Raw genomic sequence first — 21,427 nt, 5'->3', positions numbered from 1 at the left:
ACCTTATTGATGAGAAATGAAAGTGATCTCTTTTTTGATTTATGCTATATTACATACATAAAACATTTTTTTAAAGAGTTAATAGATATTATGAAGATACAGAAAACAGAATCGTCAAAATTTTTACTAATCGATCCTCAAATTGAAGGTAAATTTATATATTTCGATAAATCTGTTATTGATATTTTAAAAGAAAAAGGTTTTTTAAAAAAGGAAATTACAGAATTGACTTCAAATGAAGAAGATATCAACTTACTAGAAATAGTTGAAATAACTAATAAAGATACGTAAGGATTCAGGTCTAGAAGTTAGGAATTAGGGAAGGAAACAAACAATTCGGATGACCGACTTTGGCTATTAATGACTTCTCGAAAAAATCAATCACCGAACGTTCTTGACGACGACAAGTTTGAATAACCGTCAATAAGTTAGCTGTTTGTTTAAATCGTTCCATGCTTCTTGAACCCCCACTAACTTTCCGTTTCGTGATGGCTAATCTTAAGGATCTTTCAGCAAGATTATTATCAGGGGGGATCTCTGGATGCTCCAGAAAATACCACCATTGCTCTGCCTTTTGCCGAAGGTTTCGCAAAAGTTTTCCGGCTTCATAACCGGCTTTAGGCTTCCATTCTTCTGTGGCTATCTTTATCTTATCTTTGAATTGTCTTGCCCAAACTTGATAACCATGCCTATTCTTATCGTTTTGCCAAATACGATAATGACGGAAAGCTTCATCAATTAATTTGAGAAAAGTTTGACCGATGGTTTTGTTATATTGACCTGGAGTTTTTATTAATCGCTGAAAGTGACGGCGTAAATGTGCCAAACATTTCTGTTGAGCAACAACAGTATAACCATTGTAAACTCCCAAATCATCACTACTTAAAACACCACCATATTCATGGCCTAACTGATCTTCTAATTCCTTACGCCCCCTAGTATCAGCAGCCCGAAACAGGCAGAAAAGTTGATTGGTAAATACCCACAACCATTCTTTGACTCCCTTCACTGGCCAGGGTGTTTCATCAACATGAATTGGGGGTTGTTCTACTTTGACCCACTTGGATAATTGTTCAACCGACGGATTAATGGCTGTTTCTACTCGTTGATTGGTGGCTACGATGGTCCCCATACCTATCTCAATTTGCCCTAACTCCCACAACATCTCTTGTTGCTTTTCATAAGGTAGATGTCCATAATTCCCTAACCATCCCAGAAAAGCTTGTAACTTCACTCCTAAATCTTGTCCTGGGACGGTCTTGGGCGACCAATTCGCTTTGGTCACTTCACCACAATGCCCACAGCGACAATGATGACGATGATATTCTACTACCTCAATGGGTTTATCTACCAGTTGTGCTACCTGCTGAGAATCAACTTTCACTGGTTCTATTAATAATTCTGTTTGACCACAGTGACTACATATTGATGGTTGCAAGATTTGAATTCTGTCAATTCTCCCAAAGCCTTTCCTTGTTTTTCCCTTATGTCCAGGTTGTCCCCCTGGTTTTCTTTTCTTATCCTTATCGTCTTCAGTTGTTTTAGCCTTCTCAGACTTTTTCAATAAGTCTGTTGATGGGGGTTTTGATGAGGTTTGGCTATCTAAATTACGACTGAGCTTTAATTTTTCTATTTCTTTTTGTAGCTGCTCGATAAGTTTCTGTTGAGCCAAGATAATTTGTACCAACCCAGATTTTGACAGTTGGTTTAATTCGTCTGGATTTAACTGTACTCCTGGTTCAGTTTGACTCATACCGTTACTTTAGCGCAGTCAGCCTGTTTGTCAATATTTGCCACCTGAATCCTTACTAATCCCATAATGATTTTTGTATTTTTCTCCTAAGTTTAAAAAATCTCGAATATTAAAAGTAAAGATACATCTTTCTTGTGCTGTGGCCCCTAATAATTGTACATCATCACTTGCATCTAATGCCATCCAATCTGTGGGAGTTCGAGTAACATCATAACCTTTATTAACTAAAGCACTATGCAACGCTTTAATAGAAGTATCAGCATCTAAATGCAATTTTAACTTACTCATTATAGATAGATTCAAGAACTTTATCAGTAGCGATCGCTGTATCAATTTCTTGACGATGCTCTTCATAAAATGCCATAACATTATTAACTTGTTCTTCGCTTATTCCATATTCATCAGCAACTTGTTGAGGGGTTAATTGCCAATTTTTGACCGCAATAACTAATGTTTTAACTTGTATATTTGTTCCTCGTAGTTTAGGAATCATTTCACCTTCTTGATTACGAAAATAGATAATATCTGGAAAATTGCTATTATCTAAATTTTGTTTTAAACTGCCAATCTTTTCTGCGATCGCCCAAATAATTAGATTATCTAATGTTATACCTTGATCAGTCGCATATTTTTCTGCTTCTTGTTGTAATTTAGGGGGTAAATTAAGAGAATATTGTGTCATTATAAAGTCCTAAAATTATATATTTTTAAGTATAGCTTGATTTTCATATTATTTTAGTTCAATTAAAATTTTAGCTAAATCTGAAACAATGTCGATCACTTCTTCAATGGTATTACCCTCAGCAACTAAACCTTGTATTTGATCGCTAGTTGCAACAAAATATTCTTGTCCTTTTTCTTCAAACTTTTCGATTTTTAATGTAATTAGAGTTTTCATGAGTAAAATGTTAAAGGATATCCTAATTCTGCACGAACTTCTAAACAAGCAATAATAGCATCTTTAATATTATTTAATGCTTCTTCTTTTGTTTCACCTTGACTAATACAACCAGGAATACTTGGACATTCAACAATCCACATATTATCCTCATCTTGTTCAAGAATTACATTAAATTTCATTTTGTTTAGCTGAATTTTGAAACTACTTTTCAGTGTAGCATATATTTTTAAGGGTATAATATTATTATGCCTCTACGATAATTATAATGTTTTGTAAGGGTTTAACACTGTTAAACCCAATATATTAAGATTACTATTTAGTTTTATTCCTCTGTATTCAAAGATGAGTTAAGTTCCTCAATTTCTTGTAAACTTAATCCTGTTAGTTTAGCAATATCCTCAAGATTCATGCTGTTTCTAAGCATATTTAAAGCAATATTTTTCATAGCTTCTTGTTTGCCTTTCTTTTCTCCTTTAACTTCACCTTCATGGAAAATTTCTTGATAAATAACTGACTCTTTCATAATGTCACTCCTAAGAATGCGTTTAATACTGTCTTGATCTAATTTTAACCCAGATAGAATAGCTGTAGATGCACTAATATCACTTTGCTGTTGTTTATTGGGCATACTATCAATAATAGCAGCAATTTGGGTTAAGGTTTCTGTTGGGTTATCTGTACGAGTTAGTACCGCAAAAGGTAATAAACCTGAGTTATTCAGAAAAATATCTGTTGATTGTTCCCAGAGACGAATAACATTAAATTGATGACGTAAATTAGTTAATTCAAAAGTGTTTTGATACACTAATTCTGAATTACTCGGTTTCAAATAGATCACCACTTGATACATTTCTTTGTTAGTATAACGACGATAAACTCGTAAACGATAGTCAGTCATCCGAAAGGGTATGTCTTCATTCGGTGAGGTTTGAAACTCAATATGTAAGACAATATCATCTGATTCCAAAAAGATTAAAGAATCTGCTCTAATAGGATTTAAAGACAGTTCTGTAGGTTTTAATTCTGTGAGTTCAATGGGTTCATTTAATAACCAGTTAGCAAAGTCACGGCTAAATCTTTCTGCTAAGAATTTACAAACATTATCATACATTAGCAACAAGAATAATTTAACAACATCAGGGCATAATATTATTATGTCCCTACGGTAATTATAATGTTTTGTAGGATTTCAACAATGTTAACCCCTATATAATATTGTTTTTATTGATTATTGTCTGAAGGAGATAAACGATCTAATATTTCAGTCATCTTTGCTTGTCTTTCTTCTATTTGGTCAAAACGTCCATAAAAATCTGATTGTACTTCATAAAAATCAGACATCGAACGAGTTAATTGTCCTAATAATTGATAAATACCTCTTCTGTCTTTTTGCCATTCTTTTTGAAATGAGGCAAAATTATTCGTTAATGCTTCAATTGCACGGGCGTTAGATTCAATCAATTTTTTTAATTCTTCATCAGACATAGTTTAACATCCTACGTAATACATTTCTATTGTAATTCGTTAAGTTAATTTATGGGGCGATTGTCAAATAGACTAAATGATCAGGGCATAATATTATACCTCTACGATAATTATAATTTTTGATAGAGGTTGAATACTATTAAATCCTATATATTAATTAGTGTGGTTTAATTATCAGGAGTCAAAAATGTCTTGTGATCATCTCAAAGCATTAGATTTAGCTAAAGCCGGAAAATGGGACGAATCTCATGAAATGGTTCAATCTTATTCAGATCATTTATCTTGTCTCATTCATGGTTATTTACATAGAGTAGAAGGAGACTTCAGTAATGCAAAATATTGGTATAATCGTGCAACAGAAAAAATGCCTAATAATACCCTTGAAGATGAGTTAAAACGTCTATATCAACTTGCACAGTCTCATTAATTTTATTAGGTTTTTTCTTAAAGTAAAAATAACTAAAAAATGGCTATTAATTAATTCTTGATTACTCATCCGAGTTGTTAGATTTAGCTTCATTTAAAATGGGTTTAACATCTTGTTTAACCCAAGCTAATAGTAACTCATAACCCAAACTAAGCACCACTGGACCAATAAATAACCCTAAAATTCCATGAAGGAGACTGCCTCCTAAAACACCAATAAAAATGATAAGAATAGGAACCGAGACACCTTGAGACATAAAAATTGGTTTAAGGATATTATCTATCAACGTGCAGAAAATTAGCCAGATAGTTAACAATAATGCTTTGAGGGTTCCCATAGTGTACCATGCAAAGATAATAGAGGGAAAAACCACTGGACCGAGTCCAATTTGAAGAATACATAAAACTAAAGACAGTACGGTTAATAAACCTGATAATGGCATTCCTGCAACCATTAAACCAATACCAACGAGAAGACTTTGTATCAAAGAAACCCCAATAATACCCCGTGTTACCCCTCGAATGGTAGCAGTTGCAAGTTGTAAAAAGTCTTCCCCTTGTTGGGGTGTAATACGGATAAAAACTCGTTTAATTTTTCTGTTTAATTGTTTTGAATTAATGGTTAAAATTCCTGCAACAATAATAGAGAGAATAAACTTCAATAAGACCAAACTCATATTACCAGCAAAAAATAATACGTTTTTGGCTAATTCTTCTAACTGGGGTTGAAATTTACTTAATACAGATATTAAATTATTGGATGCTGATGTCCAAATGTGATCAACATAGTTTCCGATAATTGGCAAATTTTCTATTCCTTCTGGGGGAGGAGGAACCTTTAAGTTACCAGAAACAATATTATCAGCAAAAGTTTGAGCATTACCAACAAAAAGAGTAGCTACAAAACTCACGGGTCCGACAATTACTGCAATACCCAATAAAATAAGCAAAACTCCTGCTAATTTCCTGCGGCCACCTAAACGATTTTTTAACCAGACAAAAACAGGGAAAACAGCGATCGCCAAAATAATTCCCCATAACAAAATACCCAAAAAAGGACGAATCAGGAGAAAACACCAAGCTAATAACAATCCGATCAGAAATAGTCTGATAAGCAGATCAACAATTTCAGCAAAATTAAAACGATTGTCCATAAAAAAATTGATGATCGATAACAAATAATTAATTATACTGATCATCAATTTTAATATCTATTTTCATGTCATCAACCAGTATTCCGCATTCCCGCAGCAATACCATTAATGGTTAATAATGCACCCCGTAATAATTCTTCTTTAGAATAACGGAAATGAATCACCCCAGACTCTGCTTGACGGGTATATTGACGTAACCGTTTAAGAAGGGAAACTTGCAAGAAACCGAGAGGAACAATAGTTCCATTTCTTAGTTGTACAGAACGCTGTAAACCCGTATCTCCTTCTAATAATTTCGGTTGTTCATTAATACTCAAAATAATGTCACGAGTACGATTATATTCTTGAGAAATTTGCTCAAATACCTTTTCAAATCGTTCTATATCTTCTGGTTGAGAGAGTTCTTCAACATAGTGGTGAGCAATTTGTAAATCCACTTTAGAAAGGGTCATTTCTACTTTGGAAATTACCATTTTAAAGAACGGCCATTTTAAGTAAAAATATCGCAGTAACTTTAAATTTTCATCGGGTTCTTGTTGCAAGAAGTTTTCTAATGCTGTTCCGACTCCATACCAAGCCGGCAGAAGAAAACGACTTTGAGTCCAACTAAACACCCAAGGAATTGCTCGTAAGGTACTTAAATCTTTTTTACCACTTTTGCGTCTAGCAGGGCGAGAACTAATCTGTAATTGACTAATTTCGGGGATAGGTGTGACCGACAAGAAGAAGTCTAAGAAGTCTGGTTGTTCATAAATTAAACTCCGATAGGCTTTTCTTGCACTACTGGCCAATTCTTCCATAATTTCGTTCCAGGGAACAATATCATCGAACCCACTCCCCAATAAACTGGCTTGGATCACCGCCGTTGTTGCCGTTTCTAGGTTATATAAGGCAAGTTCTGGTAAGGAGTATTTAGAAGCCAACACTTCCCCTTGTTCGGTGATTTTGATCCGTCCGTTAATAGTGCCGGTGGGTTGAGCTAAAATAGCAGCATAAGCAGGCCCGCCACCGCGCCCTACCGAACCCCCACGACCATGAAACAGTCTTAAGGCTAAACCGTAAGGTTCGGCAACTTTTTGTAAGGATTTTTGTGCCTTATGAATTTCCCAGTTGCTGCTCAAGAAACCGGAATCCTTATTACTATCGGAATAACCGACCATGATCTCTTGTAGGTTAGCTGGTTGTAACTCAGGGGACGGTAATTGCTCTTTTTTGGCTTCGTCTAAATAGTCGTAACCCCCTGCTAATGCAGCACGATATAAAGGTAACTTAAACAACGCATCCATGATCTCAGGGGCCCGTTTTAAGTCGTCTACCGTTTCAAACAGGGGAACAATGCGAATAGTGGTGGTACTGGTGCCGGGGTCATAAAGTCCTGCTTCTTTGGCTAATAACAACACTTCTAACACATCGCTGACATCGTTGGTCATGCTGATGATGTAGGTTTGACAAATTTCGACACCAAACTCTTGTTGAAGATAGCGCAACATTCGCATGGTTTCAATGGTTTCGATGGTTTTCTCATCGAATGGCATTTCCATCGGAATCAGAGGACGACGGGTTTGTAGTTCTCCAATTAACCAATTAACTTTTTCTGTCTCTGAAAGTTCGCCATAGGGACGAGGTAAGACGTTTAAATAATTGGCAATGACTTCAATGGTTTCGGAGTGACGGGAAGATTCTTGACGAAAATCCAGTTGAGTGAGGGTAAAGCCAAACATTTGCGCTTGAAAAATGAGATTTTCAAGGGCCTGGCATTTTAACCCGGTGTCTTCTAAATTGCGCTTGATTAATTGTAATTCTGCTTCAAATTCTGCCCCAGAGTGGTATATATTGGGGGGCGTTTCTTCGCTTAAAATTTGTCGTTTTTCTGGGTTGGCTAGATAGTTGTTGCGATCGCGAGTGGTTTCTAAGCGTTTTTCAATATAAGCTAATTTCAGGCGATAGGGTTCTTGACGATAACGGATGGCCAAGTCATCATAAATTTCAGGCATGGCCACGCGATCGCGTTCTAAGGAGTCGAGAAGATCCTGAGATACGTTACTCCAATGCAACGATGAGCTTAAAATCTCAGTTAAATCTTCGACGGCTACTAAATATTTTTCTAAAATTAAGTTGCGTTGATAACAAGCGGTGCGCCAGGTTATGTCCGTCGTTACAAAGGGGTTTCCGTCGCGATCGCCACCTACCCAAGATCCAAAGCTACAGAAGTTATTATGTGGGGGTTTAATTCTCGGAAAATTCGCTTTTAGAGCCTGTTGCAGTCTTTTAGACAGTTGAGGCAGGGCATCACAGAGAACTTCATCAAAGTAGTGTAACGTATAATCTACTTCATCGAGAACACTGGGCTTAAACTGATGCAGTTCATCGGTACGCCACCACAGACGAATTTCCTCGTTGAGTTGTTCAATAATTGATTCTGCTTCCCAGGAACTGCTTAATCCCATCCCTCTAAACGCTTCTTCTGCTTGGTCTAAGCGTCTGAGCAGAGTAGCGATACGTCTTTGTTTGAGACGGATGGTATGACGAACAATTTCCGTCGGGTGAGCGGTAAAAACAAGACGAATATCCAGTTGTTCTAATAACCGTTGAATTTGTTGGGGGGGAACATTTAACCGTTTTAATTGAGGGAATAACCAGTGAAAAGTCCCGCCTTTTTCTTGATTTTCCGTTTCTCCTACTAACGCTTTTTCTAGCAAATCTGCTCCTACTGAGCCATTTCCCTTCTTTTCTTCCTTGACGTTGTTGTTTCGGGCTTTTTCTGACTCTTGATAGGTTGCCCGTCGGTTCAATTGTTGATCTCTTTGTTCGTAATGTTGTTCAACAATATTGATTAATTGAAAATAGAGGGCAAAGGCTCTGGCTGCGCGAATGGCTTCATTGAGTTCTAACCCTTCTATGAGTTCATTAATAGAGGTTTTGGGTTTATCGGTAACTTGTCCTTCCGGTGAGCAAATTTTTCGTAATTTTTTCAATAGGTCTACTAATTCTTGACCACATTCAGCCTTTAATACTGATTCCCATAAACTTTCGACTAATTTTAGACGCTGACGTAAGAAGAGATCCGATGTTGAAAAAATATTAACCTCTTCAACTGTGGACTGTAATGATTCAAGAAGCATAACCAGTAGCAACCTCGAAGGACGTTTTGCGATTTCCTTGGCAAGTTAGATAACAAAACCCACCCCAACTATTTTCAATGTCAGTCAAATCCGATTAATTTATCTGACAATGATGGGAAAGTTCAACCCTAAGGGGGTTGACTCCCTTAATTAGAATATCGTTATTAACTACCAACCCCCCTTATTTTATCGATTCTTTTCTCATTTCGGATAAGTTCTCATTAAGTTGTGCCAAAATTTTAAGAATGCTTTAAGGGTTTTCCAACTAGAACAAAAGATGTAAGTGATAGCAAACTGATTAAAGCTTATTATTATCACTATCACATCAAGTTGGTCTTCAATAATTTCAGCCTGATATTGCTGTTTATGTTGAAGAGAAAACACAAATTATTCCCCAAGGAACAAATAGTGTGAATTTGAATCAGTATTTACCTCCTGATTGAGTGGTAGAAATTGCTAAAACTAGCTTTCTTTATGATCTTGGGACAAAGCGATCACTGTATGAACCATTAGAGATTAAAGAATATTGGGTAATTGATGTGGAGAATTGTCAAATAATTGCTTATACTTTAGAATCAGACGGTTATTGCAACATAAAATCATCGAATCTATTTTCTGGGTCAATTTTAGCCATTTTAGAAGAAGCATTAAGCAAAAGCCGACATAAAGATCAGTCGAACACAGGACAATGGTTAATGACACAATTTCAAAAATAAAATGCTACTAGACCTAGGCGATAACTTTATATAGACTCGACAACATTAGGGTGTTTTGGCTATATCACGATAAAATATCAACTACAATAGAAATAGATAAAGAAAATTTTATATTAAGTTATTAAGTTCTACCTACCCATCGATACGGACAAGATTACATGACCAGCCTTGCCAAGTCTAACCACCGCTACGCCCCAAAACCCCGAATGAAATCATCCCACTTACCCAGTGACAGCGCACTTGGCCTGATTTCAACCCATAGTTTTCCAGCCATTGTGGGAACTGCCGACATGATGCTTAAATCAGCAGAAGTCACATTAGTCGGCTATGAAAAAATTGGTAGTGGACACTGTACTGCCATTGTGAGGGGCAAAGTGGCTAATGTTCGTCTGGCTGTAGAAGAAGGGGCAAAAACCGCCGAAAAGTTCGGTCAATTGATTTCTAAATTAGTGATTGCTCGTCCTATGCCTAATTTAGAGGCCGTTTTTCCCATCGGTAGTCATTTAGTGGAAATCGCTCAACAACAACAGGGTTATAGTCGCCTCAGTAATCGTTCCATTGGACTACTCGAAACCAGAGGCTTTCCAGCGATGGTGGGGGCTGCTGATGCTATGTTAAAATCGGCTGATGTTCAGTTAGCCTCTTACGAAATTATTGGCGATGGACTCTGTACGGCCATTGTTCGTGGCTCAGTGGCTAATGTGGCTGTTGCCATCGAAGCAGGAATGCACGAAGCAGAAAAAATCGGCGAATTACACGCCATGATGGTTATTCCTAGACTCCTAGAAGATTTAGAACATACGCTACCGGTGGCAACTTATTGGCGCGACGAAACTGAACCCTTACCCATGTTAATGCCTACACCTGTCAGACAACATCAACGGGAATTAATTGCTTTACCTGAATTAGAGAAAAAGCCTTTAGTGATGAAAAAGCCAGCCGAAATTGAGGAAACCATTGACATTGAAGAGGAAAACGCTTAGGTTAATTACTTTTGTCTGTTTCCCGTTCCCTGTTCCCTTGCATCAGACAGTTGAGTACGCTGTAGCAATCCTGTAATCATGGCAAGGACAAAAACACCCAATAAAGCTAACCATAGCAATAGTTTTCCTCCTTCTAATAGTCCGGCACCTAGGGCAACTATGGGAGGGTTAGAAATAGCAATACTGATAACCAATGCAGGGGCAAATTTAAACCAGGGGGCTTTTGTTAAGCCTACTCCATAGCAAACAAAATCAAAAAACCCTGTCATTAAACATCCAGTCAGTAAGAAAAAATTTCTTTCTAAATGACGCTGACTTAATCTATCAATTCGGTCAATAAATTTCGCTCCTACCACTCGTTGAACTAACGTGCGGCCATATCGTCTTGATAAAAAGAAGCTTAACGAACAAGAGAGTAAGTCAGCCAGACAAATGACTAAAAGACCTTGGGTAAAGCCTAACAATGCCCCCGATAACACTGAATAAGCGGTTCCTGGTAATGCCGGAATTACCACACTGGTAAACCGTAGTAAAAAGATGCCTAACGGGGCCCAAACCCCCAACCGTTCCACTTGTTGCCGTAACTGGGTGATACCGTAATGGTTAACCAGCCAAATCACCAAAATTACCAAGGCTGCGATCGCCACAAACTTTAATACTTTCATATTAACCAAAATAAAACCTTAGGAATTTGTGGTTTGAAGTTCATGGTTTGATTTCTCCAATAATTTGTAAAAATTGTTTTGGTTTTAAAATAGAAATTCCTCGAAAGGGATGTAATTCTAATAAGTCTTTATCTCCTGTGATGATATGAGTAGCATTTCCATTAACTGCAACTTCTAAAAATTTATTATCTTTGGGATCTCTACATTCATTTATCAGTTCAGAGATTAAAATTTGCTCTCATTCTAGCTTTATCTTAGCTAAAAATTGATAACGAATATCTAGGGAAATATATTTATCAAATTTTGAACGATTTAAAACTTCTTGCAATTCTTGTGATGTAACATCAGACAGTAAAATTACACCTTGTTTTCTAGCTTCTTTAAAAGCGATATCAGGTAAAGATGATTTAATTAAAATACTACTTACTAGAATGTTAGTATCAATAACAATTCGTCATTTATTCATTTTCTAGGATTTTATCTAAAATTTCTTGGGTTAATCCATTGGCTTTGGCTTGTTCTTGCATTTCCTCAATAATTTTTTCTAAAGATTTCTCTTGTATAATTGACTTAAGCCAATTGTTAACAATAATTGATATTTTTTGCTGTTTTTCGGGTTCTGCTTCTCGGTACGCTTTGGCAATTTCTGGGTCAACTTGAAGGGTAATTGTTTCCATAATGAGTTAATCCTTTAGTAATTTATATTATCAATTATAACGAAAATTTATTAACAGGAGAAATAAATTTTCTAATTTATCTACATTTAAAAGTTTATCTTCTCTAGCAGAAGTAATACTAGATCTGCTTTAGATAGTATAGTATTAACTTTCGGAGCAGGGAGCAGGGAGCAGGGAGCAGGGAGTGGGGAGAAAAAACGTTACTCTACTAAATAAAATAAGCGGATTTGGTATAACATCAACTAAAGCCATTCTAGCCTCAACCCGATTCTTCAGATTAATATATCGATTTATATTAGGTTATCTTTCAAACCTTTTAGGGATTGATTGTTATCTATTTTTTTGCTTTGAATTAAAACTTTAAACCCTCCTAAACCAGTCGGATTAATTAACTGATGAAGGGCATCTCGACGCTGAAAAATTTCAGGTAAACTATAATTCCCATTAGATAATTCTGCTAAGCGATCGCCCAATCCTAATGCCATTAAAAATAAGCCTTGTTGGGTTAATCCCACTGTTTCTAATCCTAACAAGTTTCCCTGTTTTTCTAAGGCGGTAAAATCGACATGAGCCGTCATATCTTGTTGTCCTAAATTTACATAAGGATTATGATGATGACGATGTTTATAATAACAGTTTAGGGTTCCTTGATACCGTTGGGGATGATAATATTTTGAAGCATCATAACCATAATCTATGGTTAATAGATAACCTTTATTTAGTTTTTTGGAAACAGTTTTTAACCAATCTAAAGCTTTTAAATTAACTTCGGTTCGATAGTTTTCTGGATAATTATCTTTAGTGATATCTATATGAATTAATTCAAAATAGTCTAACAACTTAGGGGTTGATATATCTTCAAGTTTTTCTTTGAGTTGTTCATCTTCCCACGTTACATAAATTTCTTTTAACTGTTTATTTTTTTTGATTACTTGATGAACAGGAAACGCATCAATCAATTCATTACTAAAAATACAGCCATTAATTGAATTATTGGGAATATCTTCCCACGATTTCCAAGTTATTTTATCAAATTTTTCTAACTTATTTTTTTGCTCTTTAATTAATTCTTGAGACTCTTCTATAATAATGTAATCAAATTGATCGTAACAATCAGAATATTTTTCTTTCAAATAGTTTAAAATATCAGCAGCTAAATTCCCTGTTCCTGCTCCAACTTCTATTAACGTAAATGAATCAGAACAATTTAATAATTGTGACATTTCTTTAAACTGTTCAGCTAATAATTCCCCAAAATCTGATCCTAAAGAAGAAGCAGTAAAAAAATCACCTTCAGAGCCAATATTTACCTTACCCGAACTATAATAACCATGTTGGGTATGATATAAAACTAAGTCCATATAATCAGCAAAAGTAATACGCTGATTTGGACTGTTTTTAATGGTATCAATAATAATTTTTAGCATAAATTTACCATAAAATGTAGGGTGGGCAATGCCCACCTTACTGAATAATTAATTTGATTGAAATTCTTGTCTAATGGTTTCAATTCGTTCACGATTTACTCCTAAATCAGACTCCCCTAAACGAGAAGCAGAACGAACATCAATGACTCCTTGGTTCTCATTGACATAAAACTCTACATCATCAATAAACCCCATCCAATGACTGGTAAATTGAGCATAAAGATAATTATCAGTTTCGGAAATAATTTCAGTTCTTTCTTGTTGAGTAATGATATCTTTTAATTGTGCGATCGCTGCTTGACTATTTCCTTCATAGGTTAAAGGTTGAATAGAATGGTCTACATCTGTACTTTGAGAATTTACACAATTAGGGGTGCTCGGACAAGGATGTAATTGGCCATTAGTTACCCTTAAAGTATCTGGTTGGCTCCCTGCAAAAACCGTAGGAACCTCAGGCAAAAGTACCCTAACCCCTATCCAAATAACAACTGCAGCGAGAACAATAACAATGCTTAACAAGCCGAAATTAATAGACTTTGATGTATCTTTAGTAACAGACATGAGGAAATAATGACTTAATCATGAGCTTAACTACTTAAATTAACTTAACATTTAATAAGAAGATTATTTGTTTCAAAGCATAGTTAAATTCAACCAGGAGGATTATCATGTTTCTCGATGAATTACAACCCATTTTCAAAGAATTTTTGCAGCAACCCCTTGCTTTTACAGGGGGGCTGGTTTCCGGCGCGCTTAAGCTCAAACTTTCAGAAGATCCCTTAAAAAGTTGGCTACAAGAACAAGGCATGACCAACTTTACCTACACCGATCATACAAAAGATAATGGTAGCGGTCCTCAAACCATATCCATTGATTAAGTATGGTTAATTAAATTAACTCATCATCGAGGAGATAGGAATTCTATAGTTAACCTATCTCCTCTTACTCTCTACATTCTACCTGTTATTTTGAGACAAAATTCGGGAATATTAAAACTAGATGACCGAAGGACGGTAATCGTGACCCCTTTTTGCATCCGATTGGTCAAAGTCCATAATGTGACATCGGTAAGAGTGAATGAGCTACTGTGTAAACCCATCTTGCGCCCAACCCAAAAACCCCAATAATGTGGCGGTTTGTCAATCTTGCGGTTCTCAACTGCGCTTAAATAATCGTTATCAACCTTTAGGTATTCTTGGCAAAGGTGGCTTTGGAGCTACCTTTGGGGCTGCTGATCTTTCCCTACCAGGGAACCCTATTTGTGTCGTCAAGCAGTTACGGCCTGCTACTGACGACCCTCAAGTCTATAAAATGGCCAAAGAATTGTTTGAACGAGAAGCAGAAACTTTAGGTAAGGTGGGTAATCATCCCCAAGTACCCAGATTATTAGACTATTTTGAACAAAACAAAGAATTTTATCTGGTTCAAGAATACGTCAAAGGGTATAACCTCCATCAAGAGGTGAAGAAAAAAGGGCCATTTACCGAAGCAGGGGTTAAACAGTTTTTGACCGAACTTTTACCAATTCTCGAATATATTCATTCTCAAAAAGTCATTCACCGTGATATCAAACCAGCTAACCTTATCCGCTCTCAAAAAGACCGTAAACTGGTTTTAATTGATTTTGGAGCAGTAAAAAATCAGGTTAATTCTATGGTGGCTAACAATACCCAAACCGCTTTCACAGCTTTTGCTGTAGGAACTGCGGGGTTTGCTCCTCCCGAACAAATGGCTATGCGTCCTGTGTATGCTAGTGACATCTATGCGGTGGGAGTTACCTGTGTGTACTTATTGACGGCTAAAACCCCCAAAGATATCGGTTGTGACCCAGAAACTGGAGAAATTGCTTGGGAACCTTATGTAGATATTAGCGACTCTCTGGCCAATGTTCTCAAAAAGATGTTAGAGGTATCGGTCAAACATCGTTACAAGTCTGCTGAACAAGTCTTAGATGCTATGGCGATGGCTCCTTACGAACAGGGGATGCAAGATAGTATGACTACTATGATTACAGGCTTTAAGACGCCTAGTAATTCATCAGGTCCTAACTCTTCAGTGAGTACAGGTTTAGCGAGTTCATCCCCACCAACAAGAAGCATAGGAAGGATGAATACCAATATTTCTAGAGGAAGTTCAGTTTCCTCGGTATCTACAAACCTTCAAAGTCCTTCTTCTAGCAGTGTTAGAGGTGGAGTCGCAGGAGCAGGAAGTATTAGTTACAATATCGCTTACGGACAAACGTCTAGTCGTCGTCGTGGTAAAACAGCAACAACCTCAACCTCTGATGCTACAGCAGCTAAGAAAAAGCAAAAAAAATGGCAAGAAAAAACCTTATTAGCTGCTTATGAAAATGGCCGTAAAGACTTTACTCATCAAGAATTAAATGAACTCAATTTATCGAAAGCTTTTTTACCCGGAATTAATTGTTATCAAGCAAAATTAAGTCGTATTAATTTACAAGGGGCTGAATTATGCCGTGCTGATTTCGGTCGGTCTGATTTATCCCAAGCAGTTATGAAAAATGCCAATCTAAGTGAAGCCTATTTAGGTTATGCTAACTTAAATGGAGCAGATTTAAGGGGAGCTAATTTACAAGGGGCTAATTTAACTTATGCTAATTTACAAGGGGCTAATCTTTGTGGAGTCGATTTAAGTTCTGCGAGAATTACTGAGGCTCAATTATCGGTAGCAAAAACGAATTGGCGAACAGTTATGCCTAGCGGAAAAAGAGGCTTTTGGTAAAAAATTGTGGGAATCATTAATAGTATTATTGAGAGCTTACATAATAATATATTTACTTTCTATGCTTATTTATTGGCCAGACTGACTTCGATTTTTTCTAGCCATCCTTGCCACATTTTTTTGTATTTTCCCGTAGCTCAGTCACCGTTCATAACCTTTACCTTGTAGCGCAGAAGCTAATGGACTTAGGTCTTCCAACATTAAATGTCTGATTACTAATCCTTGTTTCATGGTCAATCATTGTCCATTAAGTGATTTAAAGTTCTATTGTATCAGGTATAAATTAAGTATTAGTTATACAGTTCTATTGATTCTTCCACCAACTTACAATAATATAAGTTGTCAAAAATAAAACGATTAGTTTAAAAGAATTTAATAAAAATGGATTATTCATCATCTTATCAAGATTAAAATATAAAAAATAATCAAAAAATAGAAGCTTATTCCTAGTCCGCCAGGTTATAATAGCTAAGGTAATTAAGATTAGTCCTTATTTGGCCTTCAAATAACCATTATTTGCTTTTTTCTGAAATATCTTAACAATGTCTTCTAATCAACCCCAACGGGAACCTCATTCAGCCTCTAGTTTAGACGAAATTCGCGCCACACGCCTCGAAAAAGTAGAAAAATTGAAACAATTAGGTTTAATTCCTTATGCTTATCAGTGGCAATCTACCCACGATGCTACGACCTTACAGGATAAATACGCTAGTTTAAAGGATGGAGAAGAAGTAGACGTTGATATTGCGATCGCAGGAAGAATTATCGCCCGTCGTGTTTTTGGAAAACTAGCCTTTTTTAATCTACAAGACGAAACTGGAACTATTCAATTATATCTGGACAAAAAAGAAATTCAGTCTCACATGAGTGAGTTGGAAAACGCTTTTAATCATCTCAAAAAATTGACCGATACAGGAGATATTATCGGTGTCAAAGGAAGCATCAAAAGAACAGAAAAAGGTGAACTTTCTGTTAAAGTTAAACAATATCAAATATTAACAAAATCCTTATTACCCTTACCGGATAAATGGCACGGTTTAACGGATACTGAAAAACGCTATCGTCAACGGTATGTGGACTTAATTGTTAACCCCCAAGTTAGGCAAACTTTCCGTCATCGGGCTCAGATTACTGCCTCCATTAGACGTTACTTAGATAATCAGGGTTTTATAGAAATAGAAACTCCCGTTTTGCAGTCAGAAGCAGGAGGCGCAGAAGCCCGTCCCTTTATTACCTATCATAACACCTTAGAGATGGATTTATATCTAAGAATTGCTACAGAATTACATCTTAAACGGTTAATTGTTGGTGGATTTGAAAAAGTCTTTGAAATGGGAAGAATTTTTCGTAATGAAGGGGTTTCTACTAAACATAACCCTGAGTTTACCTCCATTGAAATTTATCAAGCTTACGCTGATTATAATGATATGATGGAGCTTACTGAAGCCATTATTACTACAGCAGCACAGGAAGTTTTAGGTGATTCAAAGATTACTTATCAAGGAGAAAAAATCGATATATCAACCCCTTGGCGACGGGTAACAATGCACGAAATTGTTAAGGAAAAAAGTGGTCTAGATTTTGAGAAATTTAAAGACTTTGAATCTGCAAAAGATGCTGTCAAAAATGCAGAATTAGAAGTGCCAGAAACTTGTCAAAGTTTAGGTAAATTACTCAATGAAGTATTCGAGCAAACGGTAGAAGAAACCTTAATTCAACCTACTTTTATCCTTGATTTTCCTGTGGAAATATCTCCCTTAGCTAAACCTCATCGTAGTAAACAAGGATTAGTAGAACGCTTTGAATTGTATATTGTAGGGCGAGAATTAGCTAATAGTTTTTCTGAATTAACTGACCCTATTGATCAAAGAAATAGACTAGAAAAACAAGCGGAACAAAAAGCAGCCGGCGACTTGGAGGCACATAGTGTTGACGAAGATTTCTTAACCGCATTAGAGTATGGAATGCCCCCTACTGGTGGGTTAGGTATTGGCATTGATCGCCTGATCATGTTATTAACTGATTCCGCTAGTATTCGAGATGTAATTGCTTTTCCCTTACTGAAAAGTCAGAGTCTTGCTCTCAAATCTTTTGATTATGATGAAGAGAAAAAAGTTTTAAGAGTTGAGTTTACTCATGGAGGTATTTATCAATATCACGATGTTCCTAAATCTGTTTATGAGGAGTTAGAAAAAACTCCGTCAAAAGGACAATATTTTAACGCTGAAATTAAGGATAAATTCGGCTTTGATAAGGAAAATTAATTAGATATTAGGGTGGGCAGTATCCTATTGCTTCGGATAATTCTCGAATTTGCCCACCTAAAGATTAATTGTTATTCAAGATAAATAATATAACAGGAGGAAGTTATGGAAGAATTATTAGAACTCAAAACATTACTATTAAAAGGGGATATTAAAGGTTCATTGGCTATTGTTGAAGACCTTGAAGACATGAGCAAAAATGGAATAATTAGTGCTATTCGTAGTTACGCCGTTATTTTATTATTTCATCTAATTAAACAACAAGCAGAAAACAGAACGACTCGTTCATGGGACGTTTCAATTCGCAACAGTGTTAGAGAGATTAAACGAAAAAATAAGCGAAGAAAAGCAGGGGGATATTATCTCAATAATGATGAGTTGAGAGAAACGTTAGAAGAAGCTTATCTGAATGCGTTAGATGAAGCATCTTTAGAAGTTGCTGAAGGTCGTTATGAACCAGAAGAAATTGAAACTAAGATTAATAAAGAGCAAATTATTGATAATGCTTTTCTTTTAATTCAATAATTTTGCTGCTTGCTAAATTGAGCATAAAGGAAGGAAAATATAACACTGAACGTTTTTTATTTAATTGTGCCTAGTTACTTATTATCGAAAAAAATATGAATGTGAAAAACTCAACCAACAATGAAGCATTAAATTATGCTTTTAGTTTGACTTTTAATCCAGAAATTCTGAGAATCATTTCTTATGTAGCGTTAATTATCATACTGCTTATCGGAGCTATTTTAACCGAAACAATGGTTAACATTGATCCTCATACTACTGCAATTTATAAATTATTTGGGTTTAATCATTCTTGTAATTGGTTGGATTATGAACCCAGTCGGACTGTTGCGGCCATGCTTTTACCCTTGTGGGAAATTCCGTTTCTCTTCTATATAATTTTCAATTTTTTGAGAATTCAAGACGCTTACAAAGAAAATAAAGCTCCCAGATATACTTATATTGTTTCGACCATTTTCTTGCCCATTGAAATTTTATTAACTGTTTGGTTTAGAATTGTTTTTGTCTGGAGTCCAGAAGTCAACTTCTTACATCACTATCTTCCCTATATAGGGTTTCAGTTTCTTTTGTTTTTGGTGGCTTTCGAGAATGCTCTGTATTTTTACGCGATGAAAGCGTTACCCTTTAAAAATAGTCGTTTCCTTGCCATTAGCTATCTTGTTGTATTATTTGCAGTAACAGTCGCCTATACAGTGGTTGGATTATCCATTGCTTTCGGACATCCCATTCTCGATCTTATCAACGATCCTGCACAACGAGTTTTCTTCAGATCCCTAACCAATTTTTACACCATTTTAGTTGTTCCTGTTCCCATTATTTTATCTGTTTTGGAATTGAAGCGATCGCCTAATCATCAACTCTCTTTTGAATAAGTTGAAAAATGCGATCAGCTAATCTTATCGGGTGTGTTAAGGCAATATAACGTAGCTTTTTTTAGTCCTTAATCTTAAAAAGTTATGTCGTTATGTTATTTCTCACATCAATATATGGCATTCTTGAGTTAATAATGTCCAATCTAATAAAGAGAAGACATCGTTTATCGTTCCCTAATCTTACGTAATATAGCAGTACAAAAATTAGTTAGGACATTACCGTAAGGTGGGCAATGCCCACCCTACAATATTTCATGATTCTATCAATGTCCTAACAATAATGCGTAGTGCTATAGCAGTTTTTGATTGTTACGATGTTCGTAATATTGGCCTTTTGATTAAACACCCAGAAAACCTTTCTATGTTTGCAGAGGTTTATTGAATTTAAGGCAGATATTGTTAGTAAATTTCTGAAGTCGGAGCAATTAATAATTAGTTATTACGGAAAACCATCTCTTAAGACTGTATGTAAATTGTAATTGCAATTAAAAGGAGTAATCAAGATTATGTTCGATAATCCTAAAGATACATTTCAGTGGGTTGATCCCAAAGTTCGTTATCCTGGCGCACCACCTTACGTCATTGGACTTCCTCAAGGAGAAGGATTTAGTCCCTTTAAAATCTTCTTTTTTGATTTTACAGCCCTAATTTCTGTCTTAAGTTTGTTATTAGCGCAAATTGCTCATGTTTTTGGTTATTTTGCTAAACATGGAATTGAATTTAAAGGGGTTGCTGATTTTGGATTAATTGCATCTTTAGCACCTACGGATTACTGGGAAAAGCTCAAAGATTTAACTGATTTTTTTAAACCTTTTACCTTGTTACCTAAACCTTTAATTGCTGATAGTTGGGAAGAAGACGTAGAATTTGGCAAGCAATTCTTACAAGGTCTTAATCCTGTTTTAATGACAAAATGTAAACCAGAAGATATCGGAGCAGGTAGTAAATTTTCTGTAACAGAAGAACATCTTAAACCCTATTTAGGAGATAACTTTTCTTTAACAACAGCTTTAGAACAGGATAAACTCTATCTAGTTGATTACAAAATTTTTGATAATATTATTGATTCTGCTCAAGAGGATCAATTAGGACGTTATACCTGTTCTCCTTTGTGTTTATTCTATCTAAATGAGAAAGAAGAGTTATTACCGATTGCTATCAAAATTAAGCAGAAATATGATAAAGACACTAACCCTGAAATTCCAGAAATTTTTACTCCTAAATCTTCCCAAGCTGAATGGAAAGCAGCTAAATTAGCTGTTTCAGCTACTGATATTGCCTATCAAGGGATTATTGCTCATTTACTAGATACTCATTTAGTCATCGAAGTTTGCGCTGTTAGTACCTATCGAACTTTAACCCCTGATCACATTCTTTATCAACTGCTCAAACCACACTTTTTTGATACTTTAGCTATTAATTATATGGCGCGTTCTGTTTTCTTAGGACGAGGCGGTTTTTTTGATAGTACGGGTGCTTTAGGATATACTAGCTCGAACGAATTATTAAGTCGAGCTTATTGGGGTGAAGGGTTAAGCACTGATTATACAGGTGAACCTTGGGAATTCTACAAAAAAGCTTTACCTTTTAGTTTAGAATCCCGTGAGGTTGAAAACTTACCGAACTACTATTATAAAGACGATGCTAGTTTGATGTGGAAGGCGACGAAAAAATATGTTAGTGATGTAATTAGAAATCACTATCAAAATAGCCAA

Annotated in this window: 22 protein-coding genes and 2 pseudogenes; 10 read left to right on the top strand and 14 right to left on the bottom strand. The window is 35.8% G+C overall.

The window, feature by feature from the left end:
- The first annotated feature begins 90 nt into the window (after positions 1-90).
- On the top strand, positions 91-291 hold the full coding sequence (locus tag CY0110_RS12095; RefSeq protein ID WP_157464571.1) for a hypothetical protein: 201 nt from the start codon (positions 91-93) through the stop codon (positions 289-291).
- A 10-nt stretch (positions 292-301) separates the two neighbouring features.
- Here CY0110_RS12095 and CY0110_RS12090 read toward each other — a convergent pair whose 3' ends face one another.
- From CY0110_RS12090 to CY0110_RS12065, 7 genes and pseudogenes are all read right to left on the bottom strand, one after another.
- Entirely contained in the window at positions 302-1,753 is a 1,452-nt protein-coding gene (locus tag CY0110_RS12090) for an IS66-like element ISCysp3 family transposase (RefSeq protein ID WP_008272619.1), read from the bottom strand.
- Positions 1,754-1,783: 30 nt separating this feature from the next.
- Positions 1,784-2,041 (bottom strand): DUF5615 family PIN-like protein, encoded by a 258-nt coding sequence (locus CY0110_RS12085; RefSeq protein ID WP_008275725.1) that lies wholly within the window; start codon positions 2,039-2,041, stop codon positions 1,784-1,786.
- Positions 2,034-2,435 (bottom strand): DUF433 domain-containing protein, encoded by a 402-nt coding sequence (locus tag CY0110_RS12080; protein WP_008275724.1) that lies wholly within the window; start codon positions 2,433-2,435, stop codon positions 2,034-2,036. The genes CY0110_RS12085 and CY0110_RS12080 overlap by 8 nt, the downstream gene beginning before the upstream one ends.
- 48 nt (positions 2,436-2,483) lie before the next feature.
- Positions 2,484-2,651 (bottom strand): DUF1902 domain-containing protein, encoded by a 168-nt coding sequence (locus CY0110_RS28590; RefSeq protein ID WP_008275723.1) that lies wholly within the window; start codon positions 2,649-2,651, stop codon positions 2,484-2,486.
- Positions 2,648-2,833 (bottom strand): type II toxin-antitoxin system HicB family antitoxin, encoded by a 186-nt coding sequence (locus CY0110_RS12075; RefSeq protein ID WP_008275722.1) that lies wholly within the window; start codon positions 2,831-2,833, stop codon positions 2,648-2,650. Before CY0110_RS12075 ends, CY0110_RS28590 begins: the two co-directional genes overlap by 4 nt.
- A 143-nt stretch (positions 2,834-2,976) precedes the next feature.
- On the bottom strand, positions 2,977-3,765 hold the full coding sequence (locus tag CY0110_RS12070) for an Rpn family recombination-promoting nuclease/putative transposase (RefSeq protein WP_008275721.1): 789 nt from the start codon (positions 3,763-3,765) through the stop codon (positions 2,977-2,979).
- A 110-nt stretch (positions 3,766-3,875) separates the two neighbouring features.
- Positions 3,876-4,109 (bottom strand): annotated as a pseudogene (locus CY0110_RS12065) (hypothetical protein); the annotation flags it as partial.
- A 217-nt stretch (positions 4,110-4,326) separates the two neighbouring features.
- Between CY0110_RS12065 and CY0110_RS12060 the strand changes: the two are divergent.
- Complete coding sequence (locus CY0110_RS12060; protein ID WP_008275719.1) at positions 4,327-4,566, top strand: hypothetical protein; 240 nt, start codon at positions 4,327-4,329, stop codon at positions 4,564-4,566.
- 61 nt (positions 4,567-4,627) lie between these two features.
- Here CY0110_RS12060 and CY0110_RS12055 read toward each other — a convergent pair whose 3' ends face one another.
- The gene (locus CY0110_RS12055) at positions 4,628-5,719 is read right to left on the bottom strand and encodes an AI-2E family transporter (RefSeq protein WP_035799295.1); all 1,092 of its coding nucleotides are present in this window, start codon (positions 5,717-5,719) and stop codon (positions 4,628-4,630) included.
- Between the two features lie 71 nt (positions 5,720-5,790).
- Complete coding sequence (gene ppc / locus CY0110_RS12050; RefSeq protein WP_008275717.1) at positions 5,791-8,841, bottom strand: phosphoenolpyruvate carboxylase; 3,051 nt, start codon at positions 8,839-8,841, stop codon at positions 5,791-5,793.
- Between the two features lie 443 nt (positions 8,842-9,284).
- Between ppc and CY0110_RS12045 the strand changes: the two genes are divergently transcribed.
- On the top strand, positions 9,285-9,557 hold the full coding sequence (locus tag CY0110_RS12045) for a Uma2 family endonuclease (protein ID WP_008275716.1): 273 nt from the start codon (positions 9,285-9,287) through the stop codon (positions 9,555-9,557).
- A gap of 158 nt (positions 9,558-9,715) precedes the next feature.
- Entirely contained in the window at positions 9,716-10,540 is an 825-nt protein-coding gene (locus CY0110_RS12040; protein WP_008275715.1) for a carbon dioxide-concentrating mechanism protein, read from the top strand.
- A 5-nt stretch (positions 10,541-10,545) separates the two neighbouring features.
- On the opposite strand, the gene CY0110_RS12035 is transcribed toward CY0110_RS12040, so the two are convergent.
- The 5 genes and pseudogenes from CY0110_RS12035 to CY0110_RS12020 form a co-directional block, all read right to left on the bottom strand.
- A complete protein-coding gene (locus CY0110_RS12035) occupies positions 10,546-11,205 on the bottom strand; it encodes a TVP38/TMEM64 family protein (RefSeq protein WP_008275714.1) in 660 nt (219 codons plus the stop codon).
- A 40-nt stretch (positions 11,206-11,245) separates the two neighbouring features.
- Positions 11,246-11,650 (bottom strand): annotated as a pseudogene (locus tag CY0110_RS31520) (putative toxin-antitoxin system toxin component, PIN family).
- Between the two features lie 13 nt (positions 11,651-11,663).
- A complete protein-coding gene (locus tag CY0110_RS12030) occupies positions 11,664-11,882 on the bottom strand; it encodes a hypothetical protein (RefSeq protein WP_008275713.1) in 219 nt (72 codons plus the stop codon).
- 290 nt (positions 11,883-12,172) lie between these two features.
- On the bottom strand, positions 12,173-13,309 hold the full coding sequence (locus CY0110_RS12025) for a class I SAM-dependent methyltransferase (protein WP_008275712.1): 1,137 nt from the start codon (positions 13,307-13,309) through the stop codon (positions 12,173-12,175).
- Positions 13,310-13,357: 48 nt separating this feature from the next.
- Positions 13,358-13,870 (bottom strand): DUF1499 domain-containing protein, encoded by a 513-nt coding sequence (locus CY0110_RS12020; protein WP_008275711.1) that lies wholly within the window; start codon positions 13,868-13,870, stop codon positions 13,358-13,360.
- A gap of 107 nt (positions 13,871-13,977) precedes the next feature.
- On the opposite strand from CY0110_RS12020, the gene CY0110_RS12015 reads away from it, so the two are divergent.
- From CY0110_RS12015 to CY0110_RS11990, 6 genes are all read left to right on the top strand, one after another.
- Positions 13,978-14,187, top strand: a complete 210-nt coding sequence (locus tag CY0110_RS12015; protein WP_008275710.1) for a hypothetical protein — start codon at positions 13,978-13,980, stop codon at positions 14,185-14,187.
- 199 nt (positions 14,188-14,386) lie between these two features.
- A complete protein-coding gene (locus CY0110_RS12010) occupies positions 14,387-16,051 on the top strand; it encodes a serine/threonine-protein kinase (RefSeq protein ID WP_008275709.1) in 1,665 nt (554 codons plus the stop codon).
- 542 nt (positions 16,052-16,593) lie between these two features.
- Positions 16,594-18,315: a lysine--tRNA ligase gene (lysS, locus tag CY0110_RS12005; RefSeq protein ID WP_008275708.1), complete on the top strand. Its 1,722-nt coding sequence runs from the start codon at positions 16,594-16,596 to the stop codon at positions 18,313-18,315.
- Positions 18,316-18,420: 105 nt separating this feature from the next.
- Positions 18,421-18,840, top strand: coding sequence for a DUF29 family protein (locus tag CY0110_RS12000; RefSeq protein ID WP_008275707.1), 420 nt, complete (start codon positions 18,421-18,423; stop codon positions 18,838-18,840).
- Between the two features lie 95 nt (positions 18,841-18,935).
- Complete coding sequence (locus tag CY0110_RS11995) at positions 18,936-19,712, top strand: hypothetical protein (protein ID WP_008275706.1); 777 nt, start codon at positions 18,936-18,938, stop codon at positions 19,710-19,712.
- 506 nt (positions 19,713-20,218) lie between these two features.
- On the top strand, positions 20,219-21,427 hold a 1,209-nt coding region (locus CY0110_RS11990; protein WP_008275705.1), incomplete at its 3' end, for a lipoxygenase family protein.

The organism is Crocosphaera chwakensis CCY0110 (genome assembly GCF_000169335.1).
GTDB classification, from domain to species: Bacteria; Cyanobacteriota; Cyanobacteriia; order Cyanobacteriales; family Microcystaceae; genus Crocosphaera; species Crocosphaera chwakensis.
Note: the sequence above shows the minus strand (reverse complement) of the source record. Positions and strands in the feature narration are given on the sequence as shown.

Bases quoted from the DNA above. Each gene is read 5' to 3' on its own strand.
- CY0110_RS12095 (WP_157464571.1), top strand. From the start codon at position 91: ATGAAGATACAGAAAACAGAATCGTCAAAATTTTTACTAATCGATCCT.
- CY0110_RS12090 (WP_008272619.1), bottom strand. From the start codon at position 1,753: ATGAGTCAAACTGAACCAGGAGTACAGTTAAATCCAGACGAATTAAAC.
- CY0110_RS12085 (WP_008275725.1), bottom strand. From the start codon at position 2,041: ATGAGTAAGTTAAAATTGCATTTAGATGCTGATACTTCTATTAAAGCG.
- CY0110_RS12080 (WP_008275724.1), bottom strand. From the start codon at position 2,435: ATGACACAATATTCTCTTAATTTACCCCCTAAATTACAACAAGAAGCA.
- CY0110_RS28590 (WP_008275723.1), bottom strand. From the start codon at position 2,651: ATGAAAACTCTAATTACATTAAAAATCGAAAAGTTTGAAGAAAAAGGA.
- CY0110_RS12075 (WP_008275722.1), bottom strand. From the start codon at position 2,833: ATGAAATTTAATGTAATTCTTGAACAAGATGAGGATAATATGTGGATT.
- CY0110_RS12070 (WP_008275721.1), bottom strand. From the start codon at position 3,765: ATGTATGATAATGTTTGTAAATTCTTAGCAGAAAGATTTAGCCGTGAC.
- CY0110_RS12060 (WP_008275719.1), top strand. From the start codon at position 4,327: ATGTCTTGTGATCATCTCAAAGCATTAGATTTAGCTAAAGCCGGAAAA.
- CY0110_RS12055 (WP_035799295.1), bottom strand. From the start codon at position 5,719: ATGGACAATCGTTTTAATTTTGCTGAAATTGTTGATCTGCTTATCAGA.
- ppc (WP_008275717.1), bottom strand. From the start codon at position 8,841: ATGCTTCTTGAATCATTACAGTCCACAGTTGAAGAGGTTAATATTTTT.
- CY0110_RS12040 (WP_008275715.1), top strand. From the start codon at position 9,716: ATGACCAGCCTTGCCAAGTCTAACCACCGCTACGCCCCAAAACCCCGA.
- CY0110_RS12035 (WP_008275714.1), bottom strand. From the start codon at position 11,205: ATGAAAGTATTAAAGTTTGTGGCGATCGCAGCCTTGGTAATTTTGGTG.
- CY0110_RS12030 (WP_008275713.1), bottom strand. From the start codon at position 11,882: ATGGAAACAATTACCCTTCAAGTTGACCCAGAAATTGCCAAAGCGTAC.
- CY0110_RS12025 (WP_008275712.1), bottom strand. From the start codon at position 13,309: ATGCTAAAAATTATTATTGATACCATTAAAAACAGTCCAAATCAGCGT.
- CY0110_RS12020 (WP_008275711.1), bottom strand. From the start codon at position 13,870: ATGTCTGTTACTAAAGATACATCAAAGTCTATTAATTTCGGCTTGTTA.
- CY0110_RS12015 (WP_008275710.1), top strand. From the start codon at position 13,978: ATGTTTCTCGATGAATTACAACCCATTTTCAAAGAATTTTTGCAGCAA.
- CY0110_RS12010 (WP_008275709.1), top strand. From the start codon at position 14,387: ATGAGCTACTGTGTAAACCCATCTTGCGCCCAACCCAAAAACCCCAAT.
- lysS (WP_008275708.1), top strand. From the start codon at position 16,594: ATGTCTTCTAATCAACCCCAACGGGAACCTCATTCAGCCTCTAGTTTA.
- CY0110_RS12000 (WP_008275707.1), top strand. From the start codon at position 18,421: ATGGAAGAATTATTAGAACTCAAAACATTACTATTAAAAGGGGATATT.
- CY0110_RS11995 (WP_008275706.1), top strand. From the start codon at position 18,936: ATGAATGTGAAAAACTCAACCAACAATGAAGCATTAAATTATGCTTTT.